The organism is Enterobacter sp. BNK-14, from assembly GCF_047456095.1.
Taxonomy (GTDB): domain Bacteria; phylum Pseudomonadota; class Gammaproteobacteria; order Enterobacterales; family Enterobacteriaceae; genus Enterobacter; species Enterobacter kobei.
In genome coordinates this window covers 2,254,934-2,277,980 of the sequence record NZ_CP179897.1, presented here as the reverse complement: position 1 = coordinate 2,277,980, position 23,047 = coordinate 2,254,934, and the positions used below count along the sequence as shown (strand labels likewise).

Below are 23,047 nucleotides of genomic sequence, written 5' to 3'. Positions count from 1 at the left end.
AATGCGCTTCCTCTCTTAGTCCTGGGTGGAGTATAGGCAACCTGACGGCAAAATGGCTGAGTAAATTGCTGACTTTGCGGCGCATTATCCAGCGCGGACTATGCTTTTGCATACGGTTAACAAAATAGTGGGAAACTATGTCCAGATTCTTCTTTAACGATCGCAAACAGCTGGTCAACGATGCCATTGAAGGCATACTGCTTTCTGCGCCACACGCGAATCTCGTCAAACTCGATATTGATCCTGCCATCAGGATTGTCGCGCGCGGTGACTGGGACAAAAGCCGCGTGGCGGTGATCTCCGGCGGCGGCTCTGGCCACGAGCCCGCGCATGCCGGGTTTGTCGGCAAAGGCATGCTGACGGCTGCCGTCTGCGGCGATCTGTTTGCCTCGCCGAGCGTGGATGCGGTGCTGAATGCCATTGTCGCGGTCACGGGCGATCGCGGCTGCCTGCTGATTGTCAAAAATTACACCGGCGATCGGCTGAACTTCGGTCTGGCGGCCGAGAAGGCCAAACGTTACGGGCTGAAGGTCGAAATGGTGATTGTGGCGGACGATATCGCGCTGCCCGACAACAAACAGCCGCGCGGTATTGCCGGTACGGCGCTGGTGCATAAGATTGCGGGCTATGCGGCGGAGCAGGGGAAATCGTTGAGTGAAGTGCGGGATATTGCGCAACAGGCCTGCGATAACCTCTGGAGTCTGGGCGTGGCGATGCAAACCTGCAACCTGCCGGGCAGTGACGATGAAGAGGGACGCATTAAGCAGGGTCATGTCGAGCTGGGGCTGGGGATCCACGGTGAGCCGGGCGCTTCCGTTGTCGACACACAAAACAGCAAAGCGATTATCGACACGCTGGTGACCCCTCTGAAAGCGCAGGCGGGTGAAGGGCGCTTTGCGGTGCTGATTAACAATCTTGGTGGCGTATCGGCGCTGGAAATGGCGTTACTGACCAAAGAGCTGGCGCACTCGGCGCTGAAAGAGAGTATTGCTTATCTTATTGGCCCGGCCCCGCTGGTAAGCGCTCTGGATATGAAGGGTTTTTCGCTGACGCTGCTGAAGCTCAACGATCTGTTCGAAAAAGCGCTTCATGAAGAGGTGGAAACGCTGGGCTGGCAGAAACCCGTGGCGTTTGCGCCACTGCGTACCGTCGCACATAGTGCCATCCATGATCGCGTGGAATACACTCCGTCGGAAAACCCACAGGTCGAAAAGTCTGTCTCCTCGGTAGCCAGGACGCTGATCCAACTGGAAAATCGTCTGAACGCGCTGGATGCCAAAGTGGGCGACGGCGATACCGGCTCCACCTTTGCGCAAGGCGCGCGGGATATTGCGCAGCGTCTGGAGGAGCATGCGCTTCCGCTTGATGATGTCTCTAAGCTTCTGCTGCTGGTAGGGGAGCGGCTGGCAACGGTGATGGGCGGATCGAGTGGCGTACTGATGTCGATCTTCTTCACGGCAGCGGGGCAAAAGCTGCATGACGGAAAATCGCTTCCGGATGCGCTGCTGAGCGGGCTGGCGCAAATGAAGCAGTATGGCGGCGCGGATCTCGGCGATCGCACCCTGATCGATGCGCTCCAACCGGCGCTGGAGGCGTTGCAGAAAAATGATCTTCAGGCAGCGGCGCAGGCAGCGCAGCAGGGGGCAGAAGCAACGGCAAAAATGGAGAAAGCAGGAGCAGGGCGCTCGTCGTATGTGAACAAAGAAAACCTGGATGGCGTGATGGATCCGGGGGCGGTTGCGGTGGCAGAAGTATTTAACGTATTGGCACAGCGGTAAAAGTAGGCCGGGTAAGGCGAAGCCGCCACCCGGCAAACTCACATCAAAAATCCGCTTTCAACACCACGCGATACCGGGCTTTCCCGTCGCGTACGTGCTGGATAGCTTCGTTAATTTTCGACATCGGATAAAGCTCGGTGGTGGGCGCCACTTTGGTGCGTCCGGCGAACTTCATCAGCTTGCGCAACTCGTACGGCGTACCGGTTGCGGAACCGGATACGCTGCGATCCCCGCCGATCAGGGTAAACGCCGGAACCGGCAGAGGCTTCATCACCGCACCCACGGTGTGGAAGTTACCGCCGTGGGCCAGTGCTTCAAAGTATGGCTGCCAGTTGAGATCGACGTTGACGGTGTTGATGATCAGATCAAACTGACCCGCCAGCGCCTTCAGCGCTTCAGGATCGCGGCTGTTCACCACTTTATCCGCACCCATCGCCAGCACTTCCTGTTCTTTTGCCGGGTTCGAGCTGAACGCCGTCACTTCACAGCCCATTGCGTGCAGCAGTTTGATGGCAATATGTCCCAGGCCGCCAATACCAATGACGCCTACGCGGCTGGTCGCAGTGACGTGGTGCATCAGCAGTGGTTTAAAGACGGTGATACCGCCACACAGCAGCGGACCGGCGGATTCAATATCAATGCTCTCCGGCAGGGGGATAACCCATTGCCAGTCGGCACGCAGTTTATCGGCAAATCCGCCTTTGTTCAGAATGGTTGGCACCGCGCCTTCAAGGCAGTTGATCTGGTTGCCGCTGATACAAGCATCACAATGACCGCAGCTGCGTGCCGTCCAGCCAATACCTACGCGCTGGCCGACCTTCAGCCCTTTGTCCTGGGCGGCGCTACCGAGCGCCGCGACGCGACCAATGACTTCATGCCCGGCAATCAGTGGATAGCTCGAGAAGCCCCATTCGTTGTCGATCATCGAGAGATCCGAGTGACAGATCCCGCAGTAATCAACCTGCACTTCGACGTCTTCTGCTTTTAGTTCGCCCGCATCGTATTCGTACAGCTCAAGTTCTGCACCCGCCTGCGGTGCGGCGTAGCTTTTTATCTTCGACATCGTGTTTCCCCCGTTGTGGTGTGAACTGAGAGTGTAGAGCATTCAGTTTACGGCCGCTTAACAGAAGGGGGCAGGAACAAAATTTACAGATTTTTCAGCATTCTCACTTCGCAGTCGACGTGGCCCGTACAGCCCAGCGGCGCATCGATATGCTCAAAGCCAAGATGTTCATACAGGCCGATGGCCTCTTTGAGGAAGGCGGTTGTTTCGAGGTAACAGCGTGTGAAACCCTGAGTACGAGCATGATCAAGGGCGAGCTGCGCCAGTTTTTTTGCCAGCCCTTGTCCGCGAGCGGACGGCAGGAAATACATTTTCTGTAGCTCACAGATGTCCGGCTCGCTGCAGCTCAGCGGCGCAACGCCGCCACCGCCCACGACCTGGCCGTCCTGCTCTATGACCCAATAGGCGTGGCCCGGTTGGCTGTAGAGCTGAAAAAGCTCGTCAAGATTGGGGTCAGCAACGGTATAGCCTTTATCCGCTGTCAGCCCATACTCCGCAGAAACGGTGCGGATAACGGTGGCAATAGCCGGATTGTCCTGCTCAGTGATCCGACGCATCGTCGTCGCGACGGGGGTAATCACGCTCATAGTATTACTCATGACAAAAATTGACACACAACTGCTGTTAATAGCACCGCAGAAAAGGGAGTGCAAGCGAGGAGTTTTCAGGAAGGGTACCCCTTACGCCCTGAAGCGTAAGGGGTAAAAGCATTACAGGGCAGCAATAACCGCCTGCTGCTCAATCAGCTTGGTCTTCGCATCTGCGAAGGCAACCAGACGTTCACGCTCTTTGGCAATGACCGCCTCCGGCGCACGGGCGACAAAGCCTTCGTTCGCCAGTTTGCTTTCGATTTTGCCAATTTCTACGTCGACTTTCGCCACTTCTTTCGCCAGACGCGCCAGCTCAGCATCTTTGTCGATCAGACCTGCCATCGGGATCAGCAGCTCGGCGCCGTCGATGATTTTGGTCACGGAAACCGGACCTTTGTCATCTGCAGGCAGCACGGTGATGCTTTCCAGACGCGCCATCGTTTTCAGGAAGGTGCTGTTCTCGTTCACGCGACGCACGGCAGCCTCGCTGCAGCCGCGCAGCAGCAGTTCCAGCGGCTTGCTCGGGGCGATGTTCATTTCTGCACGAACGTTACGCACGGCAACAATCGCCTGCTTCAGCCATTCGGTATCGGCAGCGGCGGCTTCATCAACGCGCGCAGCATCGAATTCCGGGAACGGCTGCAGCATGATGGTATCGGCATTGATACCTGCAATCACTTTCACGCGCTGCCAGATGGTTTCGGTAATGAATGGAATGACCGGATGCGCCAGGCGCAGCAGACCTTCCAGAACGGTAATCAGCGTGTTGCGCGTGCCGCGCAGCTCCGCTTCAGAACCGCCGTTCATCACCGGCTTCGCCAGCTCCAGGTACCAGTCGCAGAACTGGTTCCAGGTGAATTCATACAGAATGCCCGCTGCGATATCGAAGCGGTAGCTGTCCAGCGCCTCACGGAACGCTTTCACGGTCTGGTTGAATTCCGCCAGGATCCAGCGGTCCGCCAGGGACAGGGTCATCTCGCCGCCGTTGAAGCCGCAATCCTGATCTTCGGTGTTCATCAGCACGAAGCGGCTGGCATTCCACAGCTTGTTACAGAAGTTACGGTAACCTTCCAGACGCTTCATGTCCCAGTTGATGTCGCGGCCGGTCGAGGCCAGCGCCGCCAGGGTGAAGCGCAGGGCGTCGGTACCGTGAGACTCAATCCCGTTCGGGAACTGCTTCTCGGTGCGCTTGCGGATTTTCTCTGCCAGCTGCGGCTGCATCATGTTGCCGGTACGTTTTTCCAGCAGATCTTCCAGCGAAATACCGTCAACCATATCCAGTGGGTCGATAACGTTACCCTTGGATTTGGACATCTTCTGGCCTTCATCATCACGGATCAGACCGGTCATGTAGACGGTATGGAACGGAACCTGAGGCTTGCCGTCTTCGTCTTTGATGAAGTGCATGGTCATCATGATCATGCGCGCAATCCAGAAGAAGATGATGTCGAAACCGGACACCATCACGCTGGTTGGGTGGAACTGACGCAGCGCGTCGGTGTTCTCAGGCCAGCCAAGGGTGGAGAAGGTCCACAGCGCGGAAGAGAACCAGGTATCCAGTACGTCTTCGTCCTGACGCAGCGCAACGTCAGCGCTCAGGTTGTTTTCCTGACGCACTTCGTCTTCGCTGCGGCCAACGTAGACGTTGCCTTCGTTGTCATACCACGCCGGGATGCGGTGACCCCACCACAGCTGACGGGAGATACACCAGTCCTGAATATCACGCATCCAGGAGAAGTACATGTTTTCGTACTGCTTCGGCACAAACTGGATGCTGCCGTTTTCAACCGCTTCCACCGCCGGTTTCGCCAGCACATCGGCACGGACGTACCACTGGTCGGTCAGCATTGGCTCGATAACTACGCCACCACGATCGCCGTACGGCACGGTCAGGTCGTGAGGTTTAATCTCTTCCAGCAGGCCGAGTGCGTCAACGGCAGCCACAATCGCTTTACGCGCGGCAAAACGTTCCAGTTTCTGGAATTCAGCCGGGATCTCGCTGGAGTAAACGTCAGATTCGTTGCCTTTGGTGTCGTACACTTCTGCGCTTTCACGGATATCACCGTCGAAGGTCAGAATGTTGATCATTGGCAGGGCGTGACGACGACCCACTTCATAGTCGTTGAAGTCGTGCGCCGGAGTGATTTTCACGCAGCCAGTGCCTTTTTCCATGTCGGCGTGTTCGTCGCCCACGATCGGAATACGGCGGTTTACCAGCGGCAGCACCACAAATTTGCCGATCAGATCTTTATAACGCGGATCTTCCGGGTTAACGGCCACGCCGGTATCGCCCAGCAGGGTTTCCGGACGGGTGGTGGCAACGACCAGATAATCTTTACCGTCTGCGGTTTTTGCGCCGTCGGCCAGCGGATAGCGGATGTGCCACATGGAGCCTTTAGACTCGCGGTTTTCCACTTCCAGGTCAGAGATGGCGGTACGCAGTTTCGGATCCCAGTTCACCAGGCGCTTGCCACGGTAAATCAGGTCTTCTTTGTACAGACGGACGAAAACTTCTTTCACGGCATTGGACAGGCCTTCATCCATGGTGAAGCGCTCGCGCTCCCAGTCTACGGAGTTGCCGAGGCGGCGCATCTGACGGGTAATGGTGCCGCCGGATTCCGCTTTCCACTGCCAGATTTTGTCGATGAAGGCGTCGCGACCGTAGTCGTGGCGGGTTTTTCCTTCTTCAGCGGCAATTTTACGCTCAACCACCATCTGGGTCGCGATACCCGCGTGGTCAGTCCCCGCCTGCCACAGGGTGTTTTTACCCTGCATGCGCTGGTAGCGGATCATGGTGTCCATGATGGTCTGCTGGAAAGCATGTCCCATATGCAAACTGCCGGTGACGTTCGGCGGCGGGATCATGATGCAGAAGGACTCTTTGCTTTCGTCGCCGTTAGGCTTGAAATAGCCCTGCTGTTCCCAGTGCTCGTAAAGCGGCTGTTCGATATCGCGTGGGTTATATGTCTTTTCCATTATTTCCAGGTTGCCGTATTCAGGTTAAAACCAGCCAGGCGGTACGCTTTATAGCGTTCGCGCGCCAGTTGTTTCAAAGATTCTTCGTAAGGGACAAAGTCTACCACTTCTGTGAAAGCGGTGGCAAAATCTGCAAAGTCTGCCCGCAGGCTAATGAGAATATCGCGCGCGCTGCTGTTGCGCTTTTGTGGCCAGGCGATCTCGACCGGGGCGCCACCGCGCGGACCTTCGCCCGACAGGTTATGCGGGACAAAACTCTCCGGTGGGCGGGCCCACAGGGCTTCATCAAGGCGAATCGCCTGCTGTTCATCTTCACAGGCAATCAGAACGCGTTTACCTGCGCGCCAACGTTCTGCGGCAATGTCACACACCAGCTGTTCGACGGCGCTGAGGCCATCCTGATGGGTGTCGTTGTCCAGAAGGTAGAACGTTGCATTCTTCATATATGGGGCTTCTTGTCGTGGATTTAAATGCAAAGCCGGGTGGCGCTACGCTTACCCGGCCTACGGTTGAGCGACGTTGTCGGCCGGGTAAGGCGAAGCCGCTACCCGGCGTTTTACATCACTCGTCGCCGTTAAAACCCGCACGATTGAGCAGGAACTGCGACAGCAGCGCCACCGGACGGCCGGTGGCACCTTTGGCTTTACCGGAGCGCCATGCGGTACCCGCGATATCCAGGTGTGCCCAGTTATACTTGCGGGTGAAGCGTGCCAGGAAGCAGCCCGCGGTGATAGCCCCGCCAGGACGACCGCCGATGTTCGCCATATCCGCAAAGTTAGACTCCAGCTGTTCCTGGTACTCGTCACCCAGCGGCAGACGCCATGCGCGATCGCCAGCCTGTTCAGATGCCCCGATAAGCTCGTGCGCCAGCGGATTGTGGTTCGACATCAGTCCGGTGATGTGGTGGCCCAGTGCAATCACGCAGGCACCCGTCAATGTGGCGACGTCAATCACCGCTTCAGGCTCGAAGCGCTCAACGTAGGTCAGCACGTCGCACAGCACCAGACGGCCTTCGGCATCGGTGTTCAGCACTTCAACGGTCTGGCCTGACATCGTGGTCAGCACGTCACCCGGACGATAGGCGCGTCCGCCAGGCATGTTTTCGCAGCCTGCCAGAACGCCGATCACGTTAATGGGCAGCTGGAGCTCCGCGACCATGCGCATCACGCCGTAAACCGCCGCCGCGCCGCACATGTCGTACTTCATCTCATCCATGCCTTCGGCAGGCTTGATGGAGATGCCGCCGGAGTCGAAGGTCAGGCCTTTACCGACGAGCACGACAGGGCGCGCATCTTCGGACGGGTTGCCCTTGTATTCGATGACCGACATTAAGGATTCGTTCTGCGAGCCGTTGCCGACCGCCAGATAGGAGTGCATCCCCAGCTCTTTCATCTGCTGTTCACCGATGACGCGAGTGATGACGTTTTTGCTGTAGGAGTCTGCCAGCTGGCGCGCCTGAGAGGCCAGATAGGCAGCGTTACAGATGTTCGGCGGCATGTTGCCGAGGTCTTTCGCCGCTTTAATACCGGCGGCAATCGCCAGACCATGCTGAATAGCGCGTTCGCCGCTGGTCAGTTCGCGACGGGTTGGCACATTGAAGACCATTTTACGCAGCGGACGACGCGGCTCGCTTTTATTGGTCTTCAGCTGATCGAAGCTGTACAGGCTCTCTTTTGCGGTTTCGACCGCCTGACGGACTTTCCAGTAAGTGTTACGGCCTTTAACGTGCAGCTCGGTCAGGAAGCAGACGGCTTCCATTGAACCGGTATCATTCAGCGTATTAATGGTTTTCTGAATGACCTGCTTATACTGACGCTCGTCCAGCTCGCGCTCTTTGCCGCAGCCAATCAGTAGAATACGCTCTGACAGGACGTTTGGAACATGGTGCAGTAACAACGTCTGCCCAGGTTTGCCTTCCAGTTCGCCACGGCGCAGCAGGGCGCTGATATAGCCGTCACTGATTTTATCGAGTTGCTCGGCGATCGGGGAGAGTCGGCGTGGTTCAAAGACGCCCACAACGATGCAGGCACTCCGCTGTTTCTCCGGGCTACCGCTTTTTACACTGAACTCCATGCACTACGCTCCTGAATCTTAAAGACAACAGCGGCTGCTACGGATAGAATTGAAACCTTTCGTAACTCATGTCCGCTGTTGTGGTGACTTCGTGTTAATCTTACGTTACTACGGTTTCGACACGTCAGAAAAAGTCCTGAAGCGTGAATCCGCCGGATGTTTTAATCTTAGCGATGATTTCGACGACTCAAGAGAATAAATGACGTTTAAGCCATGAAACAAGCGATTTTCCAGCAAAGAGACGGGTTTTTACGGGCGTATTTAAAGTGATAATCATAAGATATCTGGTGCGGGAGACGCTCAAAAGCCAACTGGCGATCCTCTTCATCCTGCTGCTGATTTTTTTCTGTCAGAAGCTGGTTAAGATCCTCGGTGCGGCCGTTGACGGCGAAATTCCAACGAATTTGGTGCTTTCCCTGCTTGGTTTAGGGATCCCGGAAATGGCGCAGCTGATCCTGCCGCTGAGTCTTTTCCTCGGCCTGCTCATGACGCTCGGCAAGCTGTACACCGAGAGTGAAATCACGGTGATGCATGCCTGTGGCCTGAGCAAAGCCGTACTGGTGAAAGCGGCGATGATACTGGCGCTGTTCACGGGGATCGTGGCGGCAGTGAATGTGATGTGGGCGGGCCCCATGTCTTCTCGTCATCAGGACGAAGTGCTGGCCGAAGCGAAAGCGAACCCCGGCATGGCGGCGTTAGCGCAGGGGCAGTTCCAGCAGGCGACCGACGGTAACTCTGTGCTGTTCATTGAGAGCGTTGACGGCAGTAAATTCAACGATGTATTCCTGGCCCAGCTGCGACCTAAAGGTAACGCGCGTCCATCCGTCGTGGTGGCCGATTCCGGTCAGCTGGCTCAGAGTAAAGATGGTTCGCAGATTGTCACGCTGAATAAAGGCACTCGCTTTGAAGGCACCGCGATGCTGCGCGACTTCCGTATTACGGATTTCCAGAACTATCAGGCTATTATCGGCCATCAGGCGGTGGCGCTCGATCCGACGGATACCGAGCAAATGGATATGCGTACATTGTGGAACACCGACACCGACAGAGCGCGTGCAGAGTTCCACTGGCGTATTACGCTCGTATTCACCGTGTTTATGATGGCACTGATTGTGGTTCCGCTGAGCGTGGTGAACCCGCGTCAGGGGCGCGTGCTCTCTATGCTGCCAGCGATGCTGCTTTACCTGATCTATTTCCTGCTGCAAACCTCTATTCGCTCTAACGGCGCGAAGGGTAAGCTGGATCCTATGGTCTGGACGTGGTTCGTTAACAGCTTGTACATCTTACTGGCGCTGGGATTAAACCTGTGGGATACGGTGCCAGTGCGCCGCATACGTGCCCGATTTTCGCGTAAAGGAGCCATCTAATGCAGGCGTTTGGCGTTCTTGACCGCTATATCGGTAAAACCATTTTTACCACCATCATGATGACGTTGTTCATGCTGGTGTCGCTCTCCGGCATTATCAAATTTGTCGACCAGCTGAAAAAAGCCGGGCAGGGCAGTTATGACGCGCTGGGCGCAGGGATGTACACCCTGCTCAGCGTGCCAAAAGATGTGCAGATCTTCTTCCCAATGGCGGCCCTGCTGGGGGCACTCCTCGGGTTGGGCATGCTGGCACAGCGCAGCGAGCTGGTGGTGATGCAGGCCTCAGGCTTTACCCGTATGCAGGTTGCGCTGTCGGTGATGAAAACCGCTATCCCGCTGGTGCTGTTGACCATGGCGATTGGTGAGTGGGTGGCACCGCAGGGCGAACAGATGGCGCGTAACTATCGTGCTCAGGCGATGTACGGTGGTTCACTACTCTCGACGCAGCAAGGGCTGTGGGCGAAAGATGGTAAAAACTTCGTCTACATCGAACGGGTAAAAGGCGATGATGAACTGGGCGGCGTGAGCATCTACGCCTTCAATGACCAGCGCCGCCTGGAGTCAGTCCGACATGCCTCTTCGGCAAAGTTTGACCCCGAACATAAGCAGTGGCGTTTGTCGCAGGTGGATGAATCTGACCTGACCGATCCAAAACAGATCACCGGTTCGCAGACCGTCAGCGGCACGTGGAAGACCAACCTCACGCCGGATAAACTCGGCGTCGTGGCGCTGGATCCTGATGCGCTCTCTATCAGCGGCTTGCACAACTATGTGAAGTACCTGAAGGCGAGCGGGCAGGATGCCGGACGTTATCAGCTCAACATGTGGAGCAAGATCTTCCAGCCGATGTCCGTGGCGGTAATGATGCTGATGGCGCTGTCGTTTATCTTCGGTCCGCTGCGTAGCGTACCGATGGGCGTGCGCGTGGTAACGGGGATCAGCTTCGGCTTTGTCTTCTACGTTCTCGATCAGATCTTCGGACCGCTGACGCTGGTGTACGGTATCCCGCCGATTATTGGCGCGCTGCTGCCGAGTGCCAGTTTCTTCCTGATCAGCCTCTGGCTGCTTTTGAAACGCTCCTGACAGACCTCTCCTCGCTTCCGGTTGACCGGGAGCGAGGCTAATCTCCTGTTTCACCCCGCACTTTTTCTCACAACCTTCAACGCCCTGCCCCGAATTTGAGTATTATTGAGCGATAAAGTCGTGAAGGGATCCTCTATGAAGCAAATTCGAATGCTTGCCCAGTATTACGTCGACCTGATGATGAAGCTTGGGCTGGTGCGTTTCTCCATGCTGCTGGCGCTGGCGCTGGTCGTTCTGGCCATTGTCGTGCAAATGGCCGTCACCATGGTTCTGCATGGCCAGGTTGAGAGTATCGACGTCATCCGCTCTATCTTCTTTGGCTTGCTTATTACCCCCTGGGCCGTCTATTTCCTTTCCGTCGTGGTTGAACAGCTTGAGGAGTCTCGTCAGCGCTTGTCAAAACTGGTGGATAAGCTGGAGGAGATGCGCGAGCGCGATCTGAAACTCAACGTTCAGCTTAAAGACAATATTGCGCAGTTGAATCAGGAAATTTCAGATCGTGAGAAGGCGGAGGCTGAGCGTCAGGCCACGCTGGAACAACTGAAAGTTGAAATGAAAGAGCGCGAGGTGACGCAGATCCAGCTTGAGCAGCAATCCTCTTTCCTGCGTTCGTTCCTGGATGCTTCGCCGGATCTGGTGTTCTACCGCAACGAAGATAAAGAGTTTTCCGGCTGTAACCGGGCGATGGAACTCCTGACCGGAAAAAGCGAGAAGCAGTTGATTCACCTGAAGCCGCAGGACGTTTACTCTGAGGAGGCGGCCGCCAAGGTTATGGAAACGGACGAAAAAGTGTTCCGCCATAACGTCTCGCTGACCTACGAGCAGTGGCTGGATTATCCGGATGGCCGCAAAGCCTGCTTTGAGATCCGTAAGGTGCCCTATTATGACCGCGTAGGGAAACGCCACGGCCTGATGGGCTTCGGCCGTGATATCACCGAGCGTAAGCGCTATCAGGATGCCCTGGAGCGCGCCAGCCGCGATAAAACCACCTTTATCTCCACCATTAGCCACGAACTGCGTACGCCGCTCAATGGCATTGTGGGGCTGAGCCGTATTTTGCTGGATACCGATCTCACTGCAGAGCAGGAAAAGTACCTGAAAACAATTCATGTCTCGGCGGTTACGCTGGGTAATATCTTCAACGATATTATCGATATGGATAAGATGGAACGCCGTAAGGTTCAGCTTGATAACCAGCCGATTGATTTCACCAGTTTCCTTGCCGATCTGGAAAATCTGTCTGGTCTTCAGGCGCAGCAGAAAGGGCTGAGGTTCGTCATGGAGCCCACCCTGCCGCTGCCGCATAAAGTGGTTACCGACGGTACGCGGTTGCGCCAGATCCTGTGGAACCTGATCAGCAACGCGGTGAAATTTACCCAGAAAGGGCAGGTGGCGGTGCGTATCCGCTATGACGCAGGCGACATGCTGCACTTCGAGGTGGAGGACTCCGGGATCGGTATTCCACAGGAAGAGCAGGACAAAATTTTCGCGATGTACTACCAGGTGAAGGACAGCAACGGCGGAAAACCTGCCACCGGGACCGGTATTGGCCTTGCGGTGTCTAAACGGCTGGCGAAGAGCATGGGCGGTGATATTACCGTTGCCAGCCAGCCGGGCAAAGGATCAACCTTTACGCTGACGGTGCATGCGCCAGCTGTGGCGGAAGAAGTTGAGGATACCTTTGAAAACGACGATATGCCGCTGCCAGCCCTGCACGTCCTGCTGGTGGAAGATATTGAGCTGAACGTCATTGTGGCGCGCTCGGTGCTGGAAAAACTGGGCAACAGCGTGGATGTGGCAATGACCGGTAAAGCCGCGCTGGAGATGTTTACACCGGGCGAATATGACCTCGTTCTGCTGGATATCCAGTTGCCGGATATGACCGGGCTGGATATCTCGCGTGAACTGACGCGTCAGTACGCGGCTGACGAACTGCCGCCGCTTGTGGCGCTAACGGCAAACGTACTGAAAGACAAAAAAGAGTATCTCGACGCCGGTATGGACGATGTACTCAGCAAGCCGCTGGCGGTGCCTGCTCTGACCGCCATGATCAAGAAGTTCTGGGATACCCGTGATGAAGAGGAGAGCACCATGACGTCTGTTGATAGCGCAAAAGCCCAAACGATACTCGATACCGCGATGCTGGAGCAGTACATTGACCTGGTCGGCCCGAAACTGATTACCGACGGTCTGGCTGTGTTTGAAAAAATGATGCCGGGCTATCTGAGCGTGCTGGAGTCAAACCTGACGGCACGGGACCAGAAGGGCATCGTGGAAGAAGGGCATAAAATCAAAGGGGCCGCCGGCTCGGTCGGGTTACGCCACCTGCAGCAGCTGGGCCAACAGATTCAGTCGCCTGATTTACCCGCCTGGGAAGATAACGTGGGTGATTGGGTTGAAGAGATGAAACAAGAGTGGCAGAACGATGTGGCGGTGCTTAAAGCCTGGGTGGACGCCAGAAAAAAATGACCCCGGTTTAACCGGGGTGCGCGAATACTGCGCCAACACCAGGGAAATCGTGGCTGCGCCTGTTTTTAAACGTTATTTTCGAATGGGCGCCGCCTGAAAAATTTAGGCCGCACGCAGATAAGATAGCAAATCTTAAATGGTTTGTTACATGAATCAGTGAAATGTGTGAAGCATAGCGTTTTAATCAAAATTATTAATGTGCTTCAGCAAGTTGCAAAGAAGGATCGTCAAGATGAAAAAAATGGGTGTCGTCCTGAGCGGATGCGGTGTTTATGATGGCTCAGAGATACATGAAGCCGTAATTACCCTACTGGCTCTGGCAAAACAGGGCGCAGAGGTGATGTGTTTTGCGCCAGATAAAAATCAGGCGGATGTCATTAACCATCTGACCGGCGAGCCAATGGCCGAAACCCGTAATGTGTTGATTGAAGCCGCGCGTATTGCCCGGGGAGAAATTCGTCCGCTGGCCCAGGCAAATGCTGCTGAACTGGATGCGCTCATTGTGCCGGGTGGCTTTGGTGCCGCGAAAAATCTCAGCACTTTTGCTGCTGAAGGCGCGGCTTGCAAGGTGGACGCGGATTTAAAAGCGCTGGCGCAGGCGATGCATGCGGCGGGTAAGCCGCTGGGCTTTATCTGCATTGCACCGGCCATGCTGCCAAACATTTTTGATTTCCCGTTACGGCTGACAATCGGGACCGATATCGATACTGCTGAGGTCATCGAGGAGATGGGTGGCGAACACGTTCCGTGCCCGGTCGACGACATTGTCGTGGATGAAGAGAACAAAATCGTCACCACGCCCGCGTACATGCTGGCGCAGAATATCGCGCAAGCGGCTGAGGGTATTGAAAAACTGGTAGCCCGGGTACTGGTGCTGACGGAATGAGCCGACAGTCTTCCGCAGGAAAATGGGTGAAATACCTTCTTTTGCGCATCGTACTCGTGCTGGCGGTGTTCTGGGGAGGCGGACTGGCCGTGTTCAGCATTTTGCCAGTACCGTTTTCAGCCGTTATGGTTGAGCGTCAGCTCAGCGCGTGGTTCTCCGGTGATTTTGGCTATGTCGCGCATTCTGACTGGGTGAGTACGGACGAGATCTCACCGTGGATGGGGCTGGCAGTCATCGCGGCGGAAGATCAGAAGTTCCCGGAGCACTGGGGGTTCGATGTGGCCGCGATTGAAAAGGCGCTTGCCCATAACGAACGCCATGAAAATCGCGTGCGCGGTGCGTCTACCCTGTCGCAACAGACGGCAAAAAATCTGTTCCTGTGGGATGGCCGAAGCTGGGTGCGAAAAGGGCTGGAAGCGGGGCTGACCCTGGGAATGGAAACAGTCTGGAGCAAAAAGCGCATTCTGACCGTCTATCTCAATATTGCCGAGTTTGGGGAGGGGGTATTTGGTGTCGAAGCTGCATCACAACGCTATTTTAATAAACCTGCCAGCAGGCTAAGCATGTCGGAGGCCGCGCTGTTAGCCGCTGTACTGCCTAATCCTCTTCGCTTTAAGGCCAGTGCCCCATCAGGCTACGTGCGAAGCCGTCAGGCGTGGATCATGCGCCAAATGAGACAGCTGGGTGGGAAGGGATTTATGCAGCGTAATCATCTGATGTAGGGCGGGTAAGCGCAGCGCCACCCGCCAGAATGGCAGACCTAATCTTCGTCAAACCCGGCATTAAACAGCGCAATCACCGCCGCCAGCGCTTCCTCTTCCTGAGGGCCGGTGGCTTCGACCTCAATCTGGCGCCCTTTGGCAGAATCCAGCATCAGCAGGGCGATAACGCTGTTCGCTTCCGCTTCGGTGCCTTCATCATTGCGCAACAGAACTTCTGCATCAAAACCCTGCATCAGCTCAAACAGTTTCATCGCCGGGCGTGCATGCATTCCCAGCTTGTTGGTGATCTCAACGGTTTGTTTTACGGTCATGTTTTACGTTTTTCCAGCGTGCGATGACGGGACTGAACGTTCTTGCCGCGCGAGCGGAAATAGTCGGCCAGCTGTTCGGCAATGTAGACCGAACGATGTTTACCGCCGGTACAGCCAATCGCCACCGTCAGGTAGCTACGATTGTTTGTCTCCAGCATAGGTAACCATAGCTCAAGGTAGCTTCGCGTCTGGTAGATAAAATTGTGAACTTCTGTGTGCCTGTCGAGGAACGCCGCAACGGGTTTATCCAGGCCGGTCATAGGACGCAGTTTAGGATCCCAGTGCGGGTTCGGCAGGAAGCGCACGTCGAAAACATAGTCCGCATCAATCGGAATACCGTGCTTAAAGCCAAAGGATTCGAACACCATCGTCAGTTCGCGCTCGCGTTTGCCCAGCAGGCGGGTACGCAGCATTTCCGCCAGTTCATGAACGGACATCTCTGAGGTATCGACAATCAGGTCGGCGCGTGAACGCAGCGGTTCCAGCAGATCGCTCTCTTCGTCGATGGCGCTTTCCAGCGAGAGATTTTTACTGGAAAGCGGATGCAAACGCCGGGTATCGCTGTAGCGGCGGATCAGGGTATTGCGATCGGCATCGAGAAACAGCAGCTGAGGCGAGAACGCGTCAGGCAGGTTACTCATTGCCTGCTCGAAGATTTCAGGCGACTCGGGCATGTTACGAACGTCGATACTGACGGCAGCAGAGGTTTGTCTCTCCGCCAGGGTACGCGCCAGATCGGGCAATAACACCACCGGCAGGTTATCTACGCAGTAAAAACCCATGTCTTCCAGCGCGCGCAGGGCAACGGATTTCCCCGACCCTGAACGACCGCTGACAATCATCAGCACCATGTTCCGTTTCTCCTCAGGACAACAGATGTGAAGGCCATCTCCTGGTTACGCGTCATCCTGATTGCCTTCTGCTTCAGTGATAATCTGATAAAGCTCTTCATCACTTTGGGCTGAGCGCAGTCGACGGCAGATGGTTTTATCGGCCAGACGTTTAGCGACCAGCGAAAGCGTGTGTAGATGGGTTTTGGTCTGGTCGGCAGGAACCAGCAGCGCGAAGAGGAGATCGACGGGCTGATTATCAATGGCATCAAAGGCAATTGGCGTTTCCAGTTGCACAAACACACCGACGGCACGCAGGGTGTCCTCTTCCAGTTTGCCGTGCGGGATCGCGATGCCGTTGCCGATACCGGTACTGCCCATCTTTTCACGGGTCAGGATCGCTTCGAACACCACTTGCGGCGGCAGGCCCAGCTGTTTTGCAGCCAGTTCACTGATGATCTCCAGCGCACGTTTTTTGCTCTGGCAGTGAACGGCACTGCGGGTACATTCCTGGTTAAGGACATTGCTCAGTTGAAGAGCGGAATCGTTGTTCATCATAATTTCACCTAAGCGCTAACTGTACAAATGGCCTGTTGTTTTTCACAACAGGCCGTCCTGCACCCGTTAACTGCCCGGACAATTAGTGTTGTTTCAGTTTATCTTTATGTTTATTGAGCTGTCGCGCAAGCTTATCAATCAAGCCGTCGATAGCAGCGTACATGTCTTGCCCTTCCGCACTGGCATGGAGTTCACCCCCGTTTACATGCAGGGTCGCATCCGAGATATGAGTCACTTTCTCCACTTTCAACACAACGTAGACCTGGTTGATCCTTTCGAAATACTGCTCGAGTTTCGCGAACTTAGCGTTCACAAAATCACGTAAGGCCTCAGTAATCTCGACATTGTGTCCTGTGATATTGAGCTGCATAGTGTCTTCCTTATCGGTTGTGTCAGACCAGTTGTTTACGCTGGTTTGACGGCGGAATGGATAAAGACTCTCGATACTTCGCAACAGTACGACGTGCCACCATAATACCCTGATCGGACAGCATGGTGGTTAACTTACTGTCACTCAGTGGCTTCGCGGGGTTCTCCGCGGCGATCAACTTCTTCACCAGTGCGCGAATCGCCGTTGACGACGCTTCGCCGCCGCCCTCGGTACTCACGTGGCTGGAGAAGAAATACTTAAGCTCAAAAATACCGCGCGGACTGTGCAGATACTTCTGCGTGGTGACGCGGGAAATGGTTGATTCATGCATCTCGACGGCCTGAGCGATATCCGCCAGTACCATCGGTTTCATATATTCTTCGCCCTGCTCAAAGAATGCCTGCTGCTGTTCGACGATACAGCGGCTCACGCGAAGCAGGGTATCATTTCGGCTCTCCAGACTCTTGATCAACCATCGCGCTTCCTGAAGGTTGCTACGAATATATTGATTATCGGCGTCGTTGCGCGCGCTGGTGCACATGGAGGCGTACTGCTGGTTGATTTGCAGGCGAGGGATGCTGTCAGAGTTCAGTTCAACGACCCAGCGGTCGTTATGTTTTCTGACCAGCACGTCCGGGATCACGTACTCGGGTTCACTGGTCTGGATCGACTGACCAGGCCGCGGATCGAGCGACTGAATCAGATTCACCGCCTCTTTCAGCACCTCTTCTTTGAGGCGCGTAACGCGCATCAGGCTACGAAAGTCGTGGTTAGCGAGAAGATCCAGATGATCGCTGATGATTAAGCGTGCTTCGTCGAGCCATGGCGTCTCTTTGCTGAACTGAGAAAGCTGGATCAGCAGGCAGTCGCGCAGATCTTTCGCTGCCACGCCTACGGGATCGAAACGCTGAATACGTTTCAGAACGGCTTCAATCTCTTCCAGCTCAATCTCTTCATCGCCCATGCTCTCCAGAATGTCGTCCAGCGTGACGGTCAGATAGCCGGTGTCATCAACGGCGTCGACAATGGAGGTGGCAATGGCACGATCGGTATCGGAGAACGGGGTCAGCTCCACCTGCCACATCAGGTAATCCTGCAGCGACTGGGTGGTTTCGCCCTGATAAACCGGCAGCTCATCGTCCTGGTAGTCTGCACGCGTACCGGAAGGGGTGCCGGCGGTATAAATTTCATCCCAGCTGGCATCCAGAGGAAGCTCGTCCGGCATCTCTTTTTGTTCGAGTGCATCTGCGGTATCGAGCGATTCTGTATCCTGGGACTGCTGTGTATCTACCTCATCATGAAGATCGGCTTGCTCCAGCAGGGGATTGCTGTCCAGCGCTTGCTGGAGCTCCTGCTGGAGTTCTAAGGTGGACAGTTGCAACAGACGAATTGCCTGCTGTAACTGCGGCGTCATCGCCAGTTGTTGGCTGAGCCTTAATTGCAAACCTTGCTTCATGTTCAGAGCATTTTTCTCCGGTTCGGCGTTACGTTACCTCTACCCTATCAGAGTCTGAAGTCTTCCCCAAGATAGACGCGCTTAACATGATCGTTTTCGAGGATCTGCTGCGGCGTACCGTGGGCGATCAGATTGCCCTGGCTCACAATGTACGCGCGCTCACAGACGGCAAGCGTTTCACGCACGTTGTGGTCGGTGATCAGCACGCCAAGCCCGCTGTCACGCAGATGCTCAATGATACGTTTAATGTCGATGACGGAGATTGGGTCAACACCGGCAAACGGTTCATCCAGAAGGATAAATTTAGGGTTTGCAGCCAGCGCGCGCGCAATCTCAACACGACGGCGTTCACCGCCGGACAATGCCTGACCCAGGCTGTCGCGCAGGTGCTCGATGTGAAACTCTTCCATCAGCTCGTTGGCGCGATCCTGACGCTGTTCGCTGGTCAGGTCGTCACGAATTTGCAGAACCGCCATCAGGTTATCAAAGACGCTCAGGCGGCGGAAAATAGAGGCTTCCTGCGGCAGATAGCCGATGCCACGACGCGCGCGCGCGTGCAGTGGCAGCAGGCTGATGTCTTCATCATCGATGATGATGTTGCCGGCATCACGCGGGACAATGCCAACCACCATGTAGAAGGTGGTGGTTTTACCCGCACCGTTAGGGCCAAGCAGGCCCACAATTTCGCCGGAGTTGACGGTCAGACTGACATCTTCTACGACACGGCGGCCCTTATAGGCCTTCGCGAGATTTTTTGCAGTTAATGTTGCCATAACGAATTAGTTACTCTTCTTCTGTGCCGGGGCCTGACCCTTGCCTTTATCCTGCAGCTGAGACGGAACCAGCACGGTGGTTACGCGTTTGCCTTTCTCGCTGGAGGCCTGCATTTTTTGCTCTTTCACCAGATAGGTGATCTTGTCGCCGGTAATGTTGCTGTCCAGCTGTTCCAGATACGCGTTTCCGGTCAGGATAACCAGGTCTTTCGCCAGCTCATAGTGCATATGCGAGGCGCGGCCTTTCACCGGCTTGCCGTTGTCCTGCATCTGGTAGAAGGTGGCCGGGTTGCCGTAACCATCAATGATCTCTTTGCCCTGCTCGCCACCCGGACGGGTAACGACCACTTTATCAGCGTTAATTTTGATGGTGCCCTGCGTCATCACGACGTTACCCGTGAAGGTGACGACGTTACCCTGCATATCGAGGGACTGAGTGTCAGACTCGATGTGGATCGGCTGGTCGGTATCGCCCGTTACAGCAAGCGCGGGGAGACTGGCCGCCAGCATCGCGCTGGCGATAATTACTTTAAGGCTGAGTTTGTTTGTTTTGAATTTCATAGGAGGTTCTAACCTTTTCAATCAGCTCGGCGTTCTTGCTGCGTAAGTTCCCGCGCATTCTTAAACCGCTGGAATTAAATGTTGTGCCATACAGTGTGACCAGATCCTGCGAGGTCACGTCCTGGGTTACCAGGTTGATCTGGGCATTATCGGTCGTAATTTTCCGCAGTTGCGAGTCAGCGGTCAGGGCGTTGACTTCAACGTGGCCATACAGATAAAGCATACGGTCATTTGTCAGTTTGGCCCGATCTGACTTAATTGACCACGTCGGCACTTTGTCTTTATCGAATGTGGTCATGACGGGTTGGGTAAACCACGAAACGCCCTCATCGGAAAAATATTCCACATGCTGGGCAACCAGGCGATAGTTCAGCGCACCTTCCGGGCTATAGACCACGGTGTCGCTGTGATCGCTTTTGTAGGTTGGATCGTTATTGTTGATCACTTCCTTTTGCGTATCGTCGCGATCGGCCAGGTTCACGCCAATCAATACCAGTGCGACAAGCGAAAGCAGAATGATAACCCAACGTCTGGTTTTACTCATATTGATTGCCCTTTGGCCTCATCAAGCTTGCCCTGCGCCAGCAGAAGCAGGTCGCAGACTTCACGTACGGCACCGCGGCCACCGTTGATGTGGGTAACGTAGTCAGCGCGTGGGAGCAGCAGCGGGTGAGCGTCAGCAACCGCAATGCTGAGACCGACTTCAGCCATCACTGGCCAGTCAATCAAATCGTCCCCGACATAGGCCACGTTTTCCGGCGCGATCGCCAGTTTACCCAGTAAATCGTTGAACGCTGCCATTTTATCGGATTGCCCCTGATACAGATGGGTAATCCCTAAGGTTTCACAGCGGTCTTCTACCAGTTTAGCTTTCCGCCCGGTGATGATAGCCACCTCGATACCCGAGGTGAGCGCGCAGCGAATTCCGTAGCCATCGCGGACGTTAAACGCTTTCAGCTCTTCGCCATGATTGCCCATGTAAATCAGGCCATCGGAGAGTACGCCATCGACATCAAGGATGAGCAGACGAATATTTTCCGCCTTTGCCATCATCTGGGTACTAACCGGTCCATAACAGGTTGCAAGGGATGCACCCGCATTACTCATTGTCTTATCCTTCATTACACTACGCCTGCGCGCAGCAGATCATGCATATGTACCACACCCAGCAACTGGTCGCCATCGGCAACCATAACGGAGGTGATATGGCGGGACTGCATCAGGTTCAGCACATCCACGGCCAGCGTACCCGGACGCACGCGAATCCCGCCGGGCGTCATCACATCGGCAATGCCAAGTGTACGGACATCTACACCCATGTCGAACACGCGACGCAGGTCGCCATCGGTGAAGATCCCCTGAATTTTCATCAGGTCGTCACACACGACCGTCATGCCCAGATTCTTGCGGGTGATTTCCAGCAGCGCATCACGCAGGGAGGCCTCTTTACTGACGTGAGGGATCTCATCCCCGGTGTGCATAATGTCGTTTACCCGAAGCAGCAGCTTGCGCCCCAGCGCGCCACCCGGGTGGGAAAGCGCGAAGTCCTCCGGCGTAAAACCACGCGCTTCCAGCAACGCAACGGCAAGTGCATCGCCCATGACCAGGGCCGCGGTGGTACTGGACGTTGGCGCCAGACCGAGAGGACAGGCTTCTTTGGGTACTTTTACGCACAGGTGAATATCGGCTGCACGCGCCATGCTGCTTTCCGGGCGGCTGGTCATGCAAATCAGCGGCACCTGCAGACGCTTCAGTACCGGGATTAGCGCCAGGATTTCATTGGATTCACCGGAGTTGGACAGCGCGATGACAACATCCTGCGGCGTGACCATCCCCAGGTCGCCGTGTGCGGCTTCTCCCGGGTGGACAAAGAAGGAGGAGGTTCCGGTGCTGGCAAAGGTTGCCGCCATTTTGCGGCCAATATGACCGGATTTGCCCATCCCCATCACCACGACTTTACCGGCACAGTAAAACATCTTCTCACAGGCCAGACTAAAATCCTGATTAATGTACTGATCTAACTGCGCCAGACCTTCACGTTCAATCTCCAGAACGTCTTTGCCTGCTTTCTGAAAGTCAAAACCCGGCTGCAATTCTATTTGCGACATAATGCGTTTCCGTTTACCCAGAGAGAAGAGGCGAGAGCCAGTACAGCATCGCCATCCATACGATAAATCCACCTGTCAGCAGCGCACCTGCGCCTTTGCCGATCTGTCGTTGCCGCCGCCAGCAGAGCAGGGCGAATATCACGCTGACCAACAACATCACTCCGTAATCGCGAGAGAATGCCAGAGGGTTGAAGGGCCCTGGCGTAATCAGGGCCGGCAGACCCATCACAATCGCGATATTAAATATGTTGGAACCGATGATATTACCAATGGCAATGTCATCTTCCCCTTTACGTGCCCCCGCAATGGCGGTGGCCAGCTCCGGCAGGCTGGTGCCGATAGCAATCACCGTCAGGCCAATCGTCAGTTCACTCATGGCGAAAAAGTTCGCCAGCACCGTCGCGTTATCCACGACCATGCGCGTTGCCATCGGCATAATAATCAGCGCGACGCCAAGCCAGAGCAGGGCGACCGGTAGCGTACCTTCGCGCGGGAGTTCGGCGACCTGCTCACGCGTGAGGCTGTCATGACCCAGTTTCTCAGCCTGGCGGGCGATTTTAACACTATACAGCAGCCAAATGACGGCCAGCGCCAGCAGGAAAATGCCGTCGCTGTAGCTCAGTACGCCATCATAAAATACGCAGCCTGCCAGCAGACTTACGATTAACATTAGCGGCAATTCCCGGCGCAGAACATCAGAATGCACGCGAAATGGATGGAGCAGCGCCGCCAGGCCCAGGATCAGTAAGATGTTGACGATGTTAGAGCCAATCGCGGTGCCAATTGCAAGGTCTAACTGACCGTGCAACGATGCCGAGACAGAGACGATGATTTCAGGAAGCGACGTGCCAACACTGACAACGGTCATCCCGATGACAACCGGCGGTACGCCCGTCAGGCGACACAGGATTGATGCAGCAAACACTAAACGGTCAGCACTGTAGACCACCAAAAGTAAACCAATTATTAACAGTGCTGTTGCTAAAAGCATCAAAAGTCCTTTCTTCAGGTATACTTGTCGGTCCATCGCGCGGGAATGGCTGGACTGCATACGGTCTGAGGCGTAACGAATTC

The 23,047-nt window shown here is 55.4% G+C and carries 22 protein-coding genes; 6 read left to right on the top strand and 16 right to left on the bottom strand.

All coding sequences use genetic code 11. From position 1 onward, the window contains the following. Positions 1-137: 137 nt before the first annotated feature. On the top strand, positions 138-1,778 hold the full coding sequence (locus ACMGGM_RS10885) for a dihydroxyacetone kinase subunit DhaK (RefSeq protein ID WP_045134764.1): 1,641 nt from the start codon (positions 138-140) through the stop codon (positions 1,776-1,778). A 43-nt stretch (positions 1,779-1,821) separates the two neighbouring features. Here ACMGGM_RS10885 and ahr read toward each other — a convergent pair whose 3' ends face one another. The 5 genes from ahr to pepA form a co-directional block, all read right to left on the bottom strand. Beyond that, positions 1,822-2,841: an NADPH-dependent aldehyde reductase Ahr gene (gene ahr, locus ACMGGM_RS10880; RefSeq protein WP_045134765.1), complete on the bottom strand. Its 1,020-nt coding sequence runs from the start codon at positions 2,839-2,841 to the stop codon at positions 1,822-1,824. An 83-nt stretch (positions 2,842-2,924) separates the two neighbouring features. Continuing rightward, positions 2,925-3,428 (bottom strand): GNAT family N-acetyltransferase, encoded by a 504-nt coding sequence (locus tag ACMGGM_RS10875; RefSeq protein WP_014885406.1) that lies wholly within the window; start codon positions 3,426-3,428, stop codon positions 2,925-2,927. A 123-nt stretch (positions 3,429-3,551) separates the two neighbouring features. Continuing rightward, on the bottom strand, positions 3,552-6,407 hold the full coding sequence (locus ACMGGM_RS10870; protein WP_014885405.1) for a valine--tRNA ligase: 2,856 nt from the start codon (positions 6,405-6,407) through the stop codon (positions 3,552-3,554). Then, on the bottom strand, positions 6,407-6,850 hold the full coding sequence (holC, locus tag ACMGGM_RS10865; protein WP_014885404.1) for a DNA polymerase III subunit chi: 444 nt from the start codon (positions 6,848-6,850) through the stop codon (positions 6,407-6,409). Before holC ends, ACMGGM_RS10870 begins: the two co-directional genes overlap by 1 nt. A gap of 118 nt (positions 6,851-6,968) precedes the next feature. Continuing rightward, on the bottom strand, positions 6,969-8,480 hold the full coding sequence (gene pepA, locus ACMGGM_RS10860) for a leucyl aminopeptidase (protein ID WP_014885403.1): 1,512 nt from the start codon (positions 8,478-8,480) through the stop codon (positions 6,969-6,971). A 266-nt stretch (positions 8,481-8,746) separates the two neighbouring features. Here pepA and lptF point away from each other — a divergent pair, with 266 nt between their 5' ends. From lptF to mtgA, 5 genes are all read left to right on the top strand, one after another. Further along, entirely contained in the window at positions 8,747-9,847 is a 1,101-nt protein-coding gene (gene lptF, locus ACMGGM_RS10855) for an LPS export ABC transporter permease LptF (protein ID WP_014885402.1), read from the top strand. Continuing rightward, complete coding sequence (lptG, locus tag ACMGGM_RS10850) at positions 9,847-10,929, top strand: LPS export ABC transporter permease LptG (RefSeq protein ID WP_014885401.1); 1,083 nt, start codon at positions 9,847-9,849, stop codon at positions 10,927-10,929. The genes lptF and lptG overlap by 1 nt, the downstream gene beginning before the upstream one ends. A gap of 135 nt (positions 10,930-11,064) precedes the next feature. Beyond that, complete coding sequence (gene arcB / locus ACMGGM_RS10845) at positions 11,065-13,398, top strand: aerobic respiration two-component sensor histidine kinase ArcB (protein WP_014885400.1); 2,334 nt, start codon at positions 11,065-11,067, stop codon at positions 13,396-13,398. Between the two features lie 232 nt (positions 13,399-13,630). Further along, complete coding sequence (gene elbB, locus ACMGGM_RS10840; RefSeq protein WP_014885399.1) at positions 13,631-14,284, top strand: isoprenoid biosynthesis glyoxalase ElbB; 654 nt, start codon at positions 13,631-13,633, stop codon at positions 14,282-14,284. Continuing rightward, a complete protein-coding gene (gene mtgA / locus ACMGGM_RS10835) occupies positions 14,281-15,006 on the top strand; it encodes a monofunctional biosynthetic peptidoglycan transglycosylase (RefSeq protein WP_045134766.1) in 726 nt (241 codons plus the stop codon). The genes elbB and mtgA overlap by 4 nt, the downstream gene beginning before the upstream one ends. A 38-nt stretch (positions 15,007-15,044) precedes the next feature. Here mtgA and npr read toward each other — a convergent pair whose 3' ends face one another. The 11 genes from npr to ACMGGM_RS10780 form a co-directional block, all read right to left on the bottom strand. Then, positions 15,045-15,317, bottom strand: a complete 273-nt coding sequence (gene npr, locus ACMGGM_RS10830) for a PTS phosphocarrier protein NPr (RefSeq protein ID WP_003861872.1) — start codon at positions 15,315-15,317, stop codon at positions 15,045-15,047. After that, positions 15,314-16,168 (bottom strand): RNase adapter RapZ, encoded by an 855-nt coding sequence (gene rapZ, locus ACMGGM_RS10825; protein WP_014885397.1) that lies wholly within the window; start codon positions 16,166-16,168, stop codon positions 15,314-15,316. Before rapZ ends, npr begins: the two co-directional genes overlap by 4 nt. A gap of 45 nt (positions 16,169-16,213) precedes the next feature. Next, entirely contained in the window at positions 16,214-16,705 is a 492-nt protein-coding gene (gene ptsN, locus ACMGGM_RS10820) for a PTS IIA-like nitrogen regulatory protein PtsN (protein ID WP_008501443.1), read from the bottom strand. An 82-nt stretch (positions 16,706-16,787) separates the two neighbouring features. Continuing rightward, the gene (hpf, locus tag ACMGGM_RS10815) at positions 16,788-17,075 is read right to left on the bottom strand and encodes a ribosome hibernation promoting factor (RefSeq protein WP_014171818.1); all 288 of its coding nucleotides are present in this window, start codon (positions 17,073-17,075) and stop codon (positions 16,788-16,790) included. Positions 17,076-17,097: 22 nt separating this feature from the next. After that, a complete protein-coding gene (rpoN, locus tag ACMGGM_RS10810) occupies positions 17,098-18,531 on the bottom strand; it encodes an RNA polymerase factor sigma-54 (RefSeq protein ID WP_014885396.1) in 1,434 nt (477 codons plus the stop codon). A 47-nt stretch (positions 18,532-18,578) separates the two neighbouring features. Next, complete coding sequence (gene lptB, locus ACMGGM_RS10805) at positions 18,579-19,304, bottom strand: LPS export ABC transporter ATP-binding protein (RefSeq protein WP_014885395.1); 726 nt, start codon at positions 19,302-19,304, stop codon at positions 18,579-18,581. Between the two features lie 6 nt (positions 19,305-19,310). Next, complete coding sequence (lptA, locus tag ACMGGM_RS10800; RefSeq protein ID WP_023331402.1) at positions 19,311-19,865, bottom strand: lipopolysaccharide ABC transporter substrate-binding protein LptA; 555 nt, start codon at positions 19,863-19,865, stop codon at positions 19,311-19,313. Next, positions 19,834-20,409 carry an LPS export ABC transporter periplasmic protein LptC gene (gene lptC, locus ACMGGM_RS10795; RefSeq protein ID WP_014885393.1) on the bottom strand — a complete coding sequence of 192 codons (576 nt, stop codon included), beginning with the start codon at positions 20,407-20,409 and terminating at the stop codon, positions 19,834-19,836. Before lptC ends, lptA begins: the two co-directional genes overlap by 32 nt. Beyond that, on the bottom strand, positions 20,406-20,972 hold the full coding sequence (gene kdsC, locus ACMGGM_RS10790; RefSeq protein ID WP_023331400.1) for a 3-deoxy-manno-octulosonate-8-phosphatase KdsC: 567 nt from the start codon (positions 20,970-20,972) through the stop codon (positions 20,406-20,408). The genes lptC and kdsC overlap by 4 nt, the downstream gene beginning before the upstream one ends. A 14-nt stretch (positions 20,973-20,986) precedes the next feature. Further along, entirely contained in the window at positions 20,987-21,973 is a 987-nt protein-coding gene (kdsD, locus tag ACMGGM_RS10785; protein ID WP_014885391.1) for an arabinose-5-phosphate isomerase KdsD, read from the bottom strand. 13 nt (positions 21,974-21,986) lie between these two features. Beyond that, entirely contained in the window at positions 21,987-22,964 is a 978-nt protein-coding gene (locus tag ACMGGM_RS10780) for a calcium/sodium antiporter (protein WP_014885390.1), read from the bottom strand. Between the last annotated feature and the right edge of the window lie 83 nt (positions 22,965-23,047).